This is a genomic window from Streptomyces sp. NPDC059256 (assembly GCF_042753785.1).
GTDB lineage: Bacteria > Actinomycetota > Actinomycetes > Streptomycetales > Streptomycetaceae > Streptomyces.
In genome coordinates, this window is sequence record NZ_JBHYZO010000037.1 from 31998 (window position 1) to 41589 (window position 9592).

At 67.1% G+C, this 9592-nt stretch carries 11 protein-coding genes; 5 read left to right on the plus strand and 6 right to left on the minus strand.

The window, feature by feature from the left end; genetic code table 11:
- The first annotated feature begins 588 nt into the window (after nt 1-588).
- The gene (locus ACFXJL_RS34220) at nt 589-1068 is read left to right on the plus strand and encodes an Lrp/AsnC family transcriptional regulator (protein WP_329027283.1); all 480 of its coding nucleotides are present in this window, start codon (nt 589-591) and stop codon (nt 1066-1068) included.
- A 25-nt stretch (nt 1069-1093) separates the two neighbouring features.
- Nucleotides 1094-1777, plus strand: a complete 684-nt coding sequence (locus ACFXJL_RS34225) for an HAD family hydrolase (RefSeq protein ID WP_384699272.1) — start codon at nt 1094-1096, stop codon at nt 1775-1777.
- Nucleotides 1778-2127: 350 nt separating this feature from the next.
- Here ACFXJL_RS34225 and ACFXJL_RS34230 read toward each other — a convergent pair whose 3' ends face one another.
- The 3 genes from ACFXJL_RS34230 to ACFXJL_RS34240 are packed head-to-tail and all read right to left on the minus strand — an operon-like array spanning nt 2128 to nt 3936.
- Nucleotides 2128-3036: a M56 family metallopeptidase gene (locus ACFXJL_RS34230; protein WP_384699274.1), complete on the minus strand. Its 909-nt coding sequence runs from the start codon at nt 3034-3036 to the stop codon at nt 2128-2130.
- Nucleotides 3033-3401: a BlaI/MecI/CopY family transcriptional regulator gene (locus ACFXJL_RS34235; protein ID WP_329014904.1), complete on the minus strand. Its 369-nt coding sequence runs from the start codon at nt 3399-3401 to the stop codon at nt 3033-3035. Before ACFXJL_RS34235 ends, ACFXJL_RS34230 begins: the two co-directional genes overlap by 4 nt.
- 58 nt (nt 3402-3459) lie before the next feature.
- Nucleotides 3460-3936: a hypothetical protein gene (locus ACFXJL_RS34240; protein ID WP_384644841.1), complete on the minus strand. Its 477-nt coding sequence runs from the start codon at nt 3934-3936 to the stop codon at nt 3460-3462.
- A gap of 117 nt (nt 3937-4053) precedes the next feature.
- Here ACFXJL_RS34240 and ACFXJL_RS34245 point away from each other — a divergent pair, with 117 nt between their 5' ends.
- The 3 genes from ACFXJL_RS34245 to ACFXJL_RS34255 all read left to right on the plus strand — a co-directional run bounded on the left by ACFXJL_RS34245 (nt 4054) and on the right by ACFXJL_RS34255 (nt 6533).
- Nucleotides 4054-4722, plus strand: a complete 669-nt coding sequence (locus ACFXJL_RS34245) for a hypothetical protein (RefSeq protein WP_384699277.1) — start codon at nt 4054-4056, stop codon at nt 4720-4722.
- Nucleotides 4723-4811: 89 nt separating this feature from the next.
- Entirely contained in the window at nt 4812-5552 is a 741-nt protein-coding gene (locus tag ACFXJL_RS34250; RefSeq protein WP_384699280.1) for a DUF305 domain-containing protein, read from the plus strand.
- Between the two features lie 105 nt (nt 5553-5657).
- Nucleotides 5658-6533, plus strand: coding sequence for a F510_1955 family glycosylhydrolase (locus ACFXJL_RS34255; RefSeq protein WP_384699283.1), 876 nt, complete (start codon nt 5658-5660; stop codon nt 6531-6533).
- Between the two features lie 88 nt (nt 6534-6621).
- On the opposite strand, the gene ACFXJL_RS34260 is transcribed toward ACFXJL_RS34255, so the two are convergent.
- From ACFXJL_RS34260 to ACFXJL_RS34270, 3 genes are all read right to left on the minus strand, one after another.
- Nucleotides 6622-7734 (minus strand): ABC transporter substrate-binding protein, encoded by a 1113-nt coding sequence (locus ACFXJL_RS34260; RefSeq protein ID WP_384699286.1) that lies wholly within the window; start codon nt 7732-7734, stop codon nt 6622-6624.
- Between the two features lie 260 nt (nt 7735-7994).
- Nucleotides 7995-8324 (minus strand): zinc ribbon domain-containing protein, encoded by a 330-nt coding sequence (locus ACFXJL_RS34265; RefSeq protein ID WP_358882482.1) that lies wholly within the window; start codon nt 8322-8324, stop codon nt 7995-7997.
- A gap of 254 nt (nt 8325-8578) precedes the next feature.
- Nucleotides 8579-9313: a TetR family transcriptional regulator gene (locus ACFXJL_RS34270; protein WP_384699292.1), complete on the minus strand. Its 735-nt coding sequence runs from the start codon at nt 9311-9313 to the stop codon at nt 8579-8581.
- Nucleotides 9314-9592: the final 279 nt, after the last annotated feature.

A 9592-nucleotide genomic window follows, 5' to 3' on the forward strand; every position in this document is an offset into this window, starting at 1 on the left:
TCCTCTCGTACGAGAGTGGCGGATGGGTGTCGCAGCGGAGAGTTCGTCATCGTCCGGGGGAATGCGATCGGTTGTCGACTCGGAGCCGACAACTACTCCATTGGAGCGATGCGCGTAGGTGGAGGGCCGTCTCTGCGCCCCGAACGAAGCAGCCGGGCCCGACGAAGGCCACCGTGCCCGCCTCGCACCCGCACGACGGCCCGTGTGCGGTTGGGACGGCTCCAGGAGGCCGGGGACCGACCAGAGGCCCACACCCCCGTCGCAGACACGCTCGCCACACCGGCAGAGGACTCACGGGGGGCCTCGTCACATCCTCCTGATCCGCCGGCAGCTTGTTACTCCGCAACAGCGAAATGGATCGGACGGGAGACCCAATTCCACCGCATTCCGGTACCCCACTCCGACGGAGGCGTTCCACGGTTTCCTGATGTTCCCGACGTCTTCGAACTGTCATTCCCGCAGGTAGGAATTCCCGTCAAAACCCCCCAACGGAAAGCCTTTCCACGGGCGGTCGGCTTCGAGCGGGTCACCACACGTCGGTAGAGTCAAAACCTTGACCCATTCGACTGTCAGAAGGGCTGGCGGACCATGGCCGTGGACGCACTCGACACCCGCATCTTGCGGCTGATGATCGAGCAGCCGCGCACCAGTGTGCGGGAGTACGCCCGGATCCTCGGCATTGCGCGGGGCACCCTCCAAGCCAGGATCGACCGGCTGGAACGCCACGGTGTGATCACGGGGACCGGGCCGGCGCTCTCTCCCGCCGCATTGGGCCATCCGGTACTGGCATTCGTCCACATCGAGGTCACCCAGGGGCATCTGGACGAGGTGGGCGATGCGCTCGCGGCAGTACCGGAGATCATCGAAGCGTTCTCCATCACGGGTGGCGGAGACCTCTTGACCAGGGTGGTCGCCCGGGACAACGGCCATCTGGAAGACGTCGTACAGCAACTGATCCAGTTGCCCGGCGTGGTGCGGACCCGCACGGAGATGGCCCTGCGGGAGCGGGTGCCCCATCGGCTGCTGCCCTTGGTGGAATCGGTCGGGCGCGCGGTCCCCCAGCAGTGAAACGGCCGTTTGGCATCCTGGGGGCATGAGCGACGAGCGCGGCACCTCAGTCATCTTCGACCTCGACGGCACCCTGGTGGACAGCGAGCTCAACTACTACGAAGCCGGACGCAGAATGTTGGCCGAGCACGGCGTGATGGACTTCAGCTGGGAGCGTCACACCGATTTCATCGGCATCAGTACCCGGGAAACGGTGGCGACTCTCCGCGAGGAGTACGGAATCGATACTCCGGTGGATGTGCTGTTGGCCGACAAGAACCGGCACTACCTCGCACTGGCCGGCACCTCGACCACCGTATTTCCCGAGATGGGCAAGTTCGTCGAATTGCTGCACGGTGATGGAACGCCGATGGCGGTGGCGTCGGGTTCGTCACGCGCGGCAATCGAAGCGATCCTGCGAGGAACGGGCCTCGACGTCTACTTCCGCACCGTCGTGTCCGCCGAGGAGGTCCCTCGGGGCAAGCCGGCGCCCGATGTGTTCGAGGAGGCTGCTCGACGCTTGGGGAGCGCACCCGGTGACTGCGTGGTCGTCGAGGACGCGTCGCCGGGAGTGGTCGCGGCCCGTGCAGCCGGGATGCGATGTGTGGCCGTCCCGTACGTTCCGGCGACCGCGGCGGACCCGGCGTTCACATCGGCCGACCTCCTCTACGCGGGCGGACAGGCCGAGTTCTCCGCGCAAGCCACCTATGACTGGCTCAACTCGCACTAGCCAGGGCATCTTTCAGCTGCAACAGCACCGTCCCCGATCCCTATCTCCACTAAGTGACTTAACGAAATCTCGACCCCGACGCCTCATGGATGGGCCGTTGGTCCGAGGTCCTCGACAGGACATCAGTACAAGTTGCACAAGGTTAGACCACCACTCATGACCCTACCGGCACAGCATCTTTATCAGCTAAGTGATTTAGCTGTAGAGTCATGATGGGCACCCACTCGACCGGGGGCCTCCTGGGCGGGCGTGCCCCCGCGCCCGGCCACCAGGAAGCAGGAGGGCCCCGGTTCCCCTTCATCGGCGCCCCTGCGTGCGTCACTCGAAGCCGCGGACGCGCGGAGAGACGCTCAGGGGATACAGGCCAGCAGGAGCGGCAGCAAGGGTGCGGTGACGGACGCCGCTACCACCCCGACACCCACCGCCCGCGGCGGACGCTCCTGCGGCGACAGGATCCGGCGCAGTCGGATCAACGCGCCCGGACCGCCCGCTCCCAGCGCGCCCGACGGCACCCGCCCGGCCGCGACCTCGCACAATGCCGTGGCCAGCGCCTCGCGGGAGTGGAAGCGCAGCGCACGGTCGTCGGCGTTCATTTCGAGCAACAGGGCCGTCTGCGCCTCTGCATGACGAGCGAGCGGCAGCCCCGGGAACGCACGGGCGAAGGCGCGGGCGATCGTGCGCAGGAGATGGTGCCGGCCGATGAGGTGGGCACGCTCATGCTCCAGAGCGGCGTACAACTGCTCATCGTCGAGCACGTCCAGGGCGCCTTGGGTCACCACGATGCGGTGGCCTCGGCCGGGAACGCAGTAGACCGCTGGCACGGTGTAATCGACGACGGTGGCGTCGAACCCGATCGCATCGGTGCCGATCATGTTCAGCAGGTCCGCATGGCGGCGCTGCTCGCGTCGGGTGTGCCAGAGCGTGCGCGCCAGCCAGCCGAGCGGTAGCAGGATCACCGCGGCGGGCATCAACAACAGTCCGGCGTCGGCCACGGACGGCGGGGTGGTGAGGGCATCCGCGGCCCGCCCCGAGCCACATGCCCCGAGCAGACCGACCAGGCCGTCGTGCACGTGCCGATGCGTGAGGACCAGGTGGTACACCGTCAGGGCACCAGCGACGACGAAACTGAGCATCAGCCCCTGCCAGGCCAGGATGCCCAAGAGGGGTGCCCGATGCGGCCAACGAGCCCGCGCCAGGGCGTAGGGAACGACCGCACCCGCCAGGAGGGCGTACCCCGCCGCGGCACCGGCCATGATCATGTGCCGCTCCGTCGTTTGGCGGCGCGCAGCGCCGCGCGGAGCGCCTGGACCTCCTCGACGGAGATCTGCTCGACGAAGCTCAGCAGCACGCCGGCCGGGTCGGGAGTTCCCTCCAGGGCATCGTGCATACGAGCGGCGGTGTACTGCTGGCGGGTGCAGGTGGCTCGGTAGAGCCAGGCGCGGCCGTCCTTCTCGCGGGTGAGCATCCCCTTGCCGAACAGGATGTCGGCGACGGTCTTCACGGTGCTGTAGGCGATGGGGCGCTTCTTGTTGAGGTCGTCGCGCACTTCACGGGCCGTGGCCGCTCGGCCCCAGGCCCAGAGGCGATCCATGATCTCGGCCTCAAGTCCGCCCAGCTGTCTCACGCCCGCTCCCCTTTCGATGCGCTGTCCGGCCCGGGTCGATGCGCTGTCCGCCCCGGTCTCAGCGGTTGCTCATCGTAGTCGTGGGGTTCGCTTCGGCCACGGGGAGCGGGCAGGCGTCCGCGCTGCGCAGCCGTCGCACCAGCGCATGGGTCAGAAGACCCAGGGAGGCGAGCGCGAGAATCGGCTGGGCGGGAGCCCAATAGGTGTGGGCTCCGCTCATGCCGAGGGCGAGGACCACCAGCTTGTTGCAGACGGGGCAGCCGACGGCGAGCGCCGAGAGAACTCCCCCGGCGAGTGCGCGGACGCTGCGCGGTCGACTCTCCCTAGGGCTTTGGCGGCCGGCCGCATAGGTGGCGGCGAGCAGCCCCATCAGAAGGGAGCTGAGGGCCCAGACCGGATAGTTCCACCAGAGCACCGCGGTCATCCGGGCGAAGAGCGACGTGGGGATGACGCCCGTCGGCACTCCGATGACCACTGCGGCGAGCAGGGTCACGGCCAGTGCCACGGCCCACTGTCGGGGCATCCAGTTCCGCATCCGACAGTCCTCCCAGGCAGGCAATGCCAAGAACCTTAGTGGAATGCCGGGTGGTAGGACACCGGCCGGGGTCCTTCTGTATCGTCGAGCGCACTGATCCGAGTGGAGGTCATGACCGTGAGTGCGAGCCGAGCGATCCGAGCGGCGGGTGCCTGGGGGCATCTGTTGCTGGTCGTGCTTGCGCTAGGTGTCTTCGCGATGCATACGGTCGGTCACCCGGAGAGCGGCTCTGCCGGGGGCCACGGGGCCATGGTCTCGGCCCGCCCGCAGGAGGCGGTCTCGGGCAGTGGTTCGGCGGTGCGCTCCGGGCTGATCGATGAGAGCACCGCGGCGAGCGGCACGGTCGCTGCTGGAAGGGTTCCGAAGCCACTGAGCGTGGAGGGAGCCCCGGGCGGGAACGTCACCGCCGACAACAGTGGTCAGCACTCCCCGGCAGTCACCACTCCGCTTCGCCACACCACCCATGCAGGACCGACGGGCCATGTGCCGCCGACCGTCGATGATTCCGCAGTTGCCCCGCTGGAGCTCGTCGCCCTCAACGAAGAGGGGTCTGCCACGGGGCACGGCGAGCAAGCCGGAGTGCACCACCACGGCATGGTCATGGACATGGCCTCCTTGTGCGTGGCCGTCCTCGGCAGCTGGATTCTGGCCGCGTTGCTGCGTGCGGCGCTGGTCCGAGGGTCGGACTGGTTGCCGCACCTGCGAGCAGCCGTACTCACAGCGCTGCGCCCGGGGGCCCCACCGCCCCGGCCCCACCTCACCCGACTGTCCGTTCTGCGGATCTAGGCCGAATGCCACCGCGGGCGGTTCGCGCTGCCCGTCCACGCATACATCGGTAGGGATTCCCCGACACGGACAGCAAGTGAGGGTTCACCATGACCTGCAACACCGGTATCCGGGGCGCCACGGGTGCCCAAAGCTCAACCGACAAAATCGAAAAGAACAACAAGCGCGGCACACGGGCCCGCCGTCGTATCTCCCTCGTCAGTACGGTCGCCGCAGCGGGACTCGTGCTCGCCGCCTGCGGTGATTCAGATGGTATGGACGGTATGGACCACGGGAGCAAGAGCTCCCGTGCCGCAAGTGCGCCGGCCGGGCAGAACCCCGCACCGGGCGCATTCAACGACGCGGACGTGATGTTCGCGCAGATGATGATCCCCCATCACGAGCAAGCCCTGAAGATGTCGCAACTCGCCGAGGGGCGAGCAGAGGATCCTGAGGTCAAGAAGCTCGCGGTGGAGATCGCCCGGGCGCAGGACCCGGAGATCCAGAAGATGAAGTCCTGGCTGAAGGCATGGGGCAAGCCCGAGTCCGGGGGCGATGGAACGGATCACGGAGGCCACGACATGTCCTCCTCCGAGGACTCCGGGACATCCGGCGGCATGGCCGGAATGATGTCCGAGAAGGACTTCGATGAGTTGACGACCGCGAAGGGCAAGGACTTCGACAAGAAGTTCGCCCAGCTGATGATCGAACACCATCGGGGTGCCGTCGAGATGGCCGAGGAAGAGCAGCGGGACGGCAGGAACGCCACGGCGAAGAAGTTGGCGGATGCCGTCGTCAGCACCCAGTCGGCCGAGATCGACCAGCTGAACAAGATCGTCGCTCGGCTCTGACTCCCCCCGGGGACGCTGTCCGCTCCCCGTCACCACGGAGCGGACAGCGTCCCGTCCACCCCGGCCTCTTCGGGCCTCCATACCCCCCAACATGATCAGGACCCCATGAAGAAGCGTCATCTCGCCGCCCCCACGGCAGCGGCCGTACTGGCCCTTGTCCTCAGCGCCTGCTCGGGCAGCACCGAATCCGACGACCACGAAACGAAGGGCTCGTCCGGCGGCACGATCAGCCACATCCACGGAGTGGAGGTCGGCCCGTCCGACAACAAGCTCTACGTCGCCACCCATGAGGGCATCTACACGCCCGACCAGAAAGGCCGCCCCGAACTGGTCGGTGACCGCAAGGACGACTTCATGGGCTTCACGGTCACAGCCGACGGCTCGTTCCTTGCCAGTGGCCATCCGGCCCCCGGCCGGGACGCGCCGAACAACCTCGGCCTCATCGAATCGACGGACGGAGGAAAGACCTGGAAGGACCGATCACTCGTCGGAGAGGTCGACTTCCACTCGCTGGACCATGCCCACGGAACGATCTACGGCTACGACAGCACGAATGGCCTGCTACGGGTGAGCGCCAACGGCTCCACCTGGGGCAAGCGCAGCAAACTGACCGCACTGGACATCGCCGTCAGCCCACAGGACGCACAGACGATCTTGGCCACCACCGAGTCCGGAATCATCCGCAGCACCGACGGCGGCAAGAGCTTCGGCACGGCGGGAGAGCCCGTCATGGCATTCCTGTCCTGGGTCACTCCTGACGCCCTGTACGGAATCGACCCGGCCGGTGCCCTCAATCGGAGCGCCGACGCCGGCAAGACCTGGGCCAAGGTCGGCACCGTACCGGGAGGTGGCCCCCAGGCACTGACGGCGGTCAGCGCGACCCATCTGGTGGCCGCGAGCCAGGACGGCGTCTACGAATCCAAGGACGGCGGCAAGACCTTCACCAAGCGGCTCGACGTCACCTCCGGTGGGGGCCACTGAGCCGCTCCCGCCAGCTCATCACTGCCCCGGCCCGCACGCTTCCTCAGCGGCCCGGGGCAGCTCTCCCGACAGCCGGACCTTTGGGTACTCAGCCGACGTGAAGGACCCGAAGGCGCTCGGGTTCTGCTGGGTCTCGATCGACGACTTGGATCGGTGCCCGCGCCCACTGCCAAACGCTGATGCCCGGCGTGCGGGAGAACTGGATCCTTCCGCGGGTGCCTTCGACGGCGACGCGCGGCCAGGATTCAGCGATGCGTGCCCGGTCTCCACCGTGAGAACGCAGTACGTCGGCGAGGACGGCGACCGTGTCGTAGCCCTCGAAGCCGACAAAGGAGGGCGATGTCGCCAACCGCTCGCGCAGTGCCTTCTCCACTCGGGTCCCGAGTGGGCTGAGGTGCTCGGGCAGATAGCGCAGGAACGGGATCGCAGCGCCGTCGTCGCCCAGCAACCCCGTCCACTCAGCGAACTCCGGTTGCCCTGCGGGAGCACCGATTAGCAGCTCGGCGAGCCGCTGGTCACCACGGACGGCCTTGACGATCGACACCGCCGGCTCGGGACTGCCGACCAGAAGAAGGAGGGCACTCGCACGCTGGTCGACAAGTTCATCACACAGGGCGTTGGGCGCAAGATCGCCCATGTCGAACTCGACGACGGTGCCGCCGTGTGAGGCGAAGTGGTCCCGCAGGATACGGATCCCGGATGCCCAGTAGACACTCGACTGTGCTGCCACGGCGATGCGGCGATGCCCCGCGCCGAGGAGGAAGTCCGCATAAGTCCGCCAGCCGTGGGACTGCGGTGGGGCGAGGCGCGCGACCCATGGCGTCGGCTGTTCGGTGAGCGCGTCGAGAACCGCTGACGAACAGAGGAACGGCAGCCCGAGCGCATCGGCCCTGGCGGCTGCGGTGCGAGCGACGACGCTGTGGTACTCGCCCGCCAGGGCAGCCACGCCCAGTTGGGCCAGTTCGTCCACGGCCGCCGCGGCCCTTCGTGGATCAGCCGCGGTGTCCCGGACCACCAGCTCGATCGGCCTTCCGGCGACCCCTCCGGCGTCATTGACATCGCGAGCCGCCAACTCAAGTCCAGCGAGCAGGTGCTGGCCCGCCTCCACCCAACCAGGCCGGGTGAGCGGAACGAGAACGCCGATCCGGACGGTTGGTCCACCAGCCGGCGCCGTTTCGGCTGACAATGGTGTCGTACTCATGCGTCGGCATCTCCCGTGTGGCGCTTCGGTTGCCGTGTGCGGTGTTGTTCGCCGAACGGCAAGGCCCGGTGGTACGCGTTGATCTTGGCTCGCCGTGGCGAGCGCATCTCAGTGACCATGAGGGCATTGCATCCATCGCCTTCACCGAGAGACAACCGAATATCGGTTCGCTGACCTGCTGGCAGCGGGATGCGTACGAGGCGGTGGCGTCGACGAGGATTGGGCGGGCGTCCCGTCAGCGAGTGTCCCGTCAGCGAGTGCTAGCTGTCCGTACGCTGATCGGTTTCGCAGAGCTTGAGGACGAGTTCCCCGCTCAACGGGTCGGATCCCGGTACGGGACGGACCCGCGCACCGATCCAGACCATATGGGGAGCCGCTCCGACCACACGGCACCGGAAGACGAATCCCTCGTCGAAGCGCACGAGGGATTCATTGTGCGCGACTCCTCTGTGCCGGTGCACCACATGGGACTCGATGACAACACCACGGCCGTCACTCCGGACGGTCTCCAGATCACTGGCGGCGCAGACGGGGCACAACAGTCGCCGAAACGATGTGGTGCCGCACCAGCGACAGCGCTGGTGGATCAATCCCGGGCTCTCCTGCGAGGACGGTTGCTGCGTCGTTGGCCGTGCCGTCTGCTCCGTCGGCGGTCCGACGGTCCATCTCGGTGAATGACGAATCTGCGCAATGCGGGTTGCTGGCTGGGACACGACTCGACCCCCTGCACTCGACTCGGAAAACAGCACGCCACCACGTTGGCGCACCGGCACCATATGGCACCGAGTGCAGCACAGTAAAGAGTGCAAGGGGAATCGGCGATACTCAGTGCCAGTTTCGGGGCCTAGGCATCCTCACCCAGTGCGGACTCGATCTGCTGCACGACCTTCCACAACGGAGCCCCCCGAGGGGCGACCATGACGATGACCTCGCCCTCGTCGACTGATCTGTCCTTGTCATCGGTGGCGGCGACGGCGGTGGCAGGGGATGGTGTGGACTCACTCCCGCGCCCCCACACGGTTCGGACCAATGCCAAGGCGTGGTCGACGGAAGCATCCGCGTCTTCGCGACCGCCCGAACGCAACCAGCTGCGCAGGCCGTTGTTGTGTGCGGCGACCACGGCGGCTGCGATCACCTCGGCGCGCAGGGCGCCCTCGGGCTCGTCGCCACCCCGGTCATCGACGTATCGGCGCCGAAGGAACCCAGCGAGGGTGCGTTCGTACCGGCGCACCACGGAAAGCTCGTAGGTGCGCAGGCCGGGTACCTCACGCGTGAGGAGATAGCGCTGTACGGAGAACTCGGGGTTCGTCGCGTACATGCGTGTCACGAGTCGCGCCGCATCACACACCGTGTCGACCGGGTCGAGCGAGGCATCCGGTGCGCGCTCCTCCAAAAAGGCGGTCATTTCGGCCAGGCACCGCTCGTGGTCGGGGAAGACCGCGTCCTCCTTGGACGGGAAGTAGCGAAAGAACGACCGGCGACCGACACCGGCGCGAGCGACGATGTCATCCACCGTGGTTTGCTCGAAACCGCGCTCCAGGAACAGCTGGAAGGCAGCTTCGGCCAGCACCTCGCGCATGGGCGGCTTGGCGGCGATGGGCGCGGCGGCGGGGCCGGTGGCCGCCTTGCGTCGTCTCTGCACTTCAGTCATACGGGGAACGTAACACCGCGCCCCCCCATTTGGCACTACGTACCTTTACAGGGGGTACTGCGTACCATATGGTCGCGAGGACAGTGTACGAAGCGATCCGACTCGTCGGTGGTCAGTAGGAGGTTTGGTTGTGAGTTTGCGGATTGTGGTGTGTGTGAAGTATGTGCCGGATGCTTCGGGTGATCGGGGGTTTGGTGAGGATTTGGT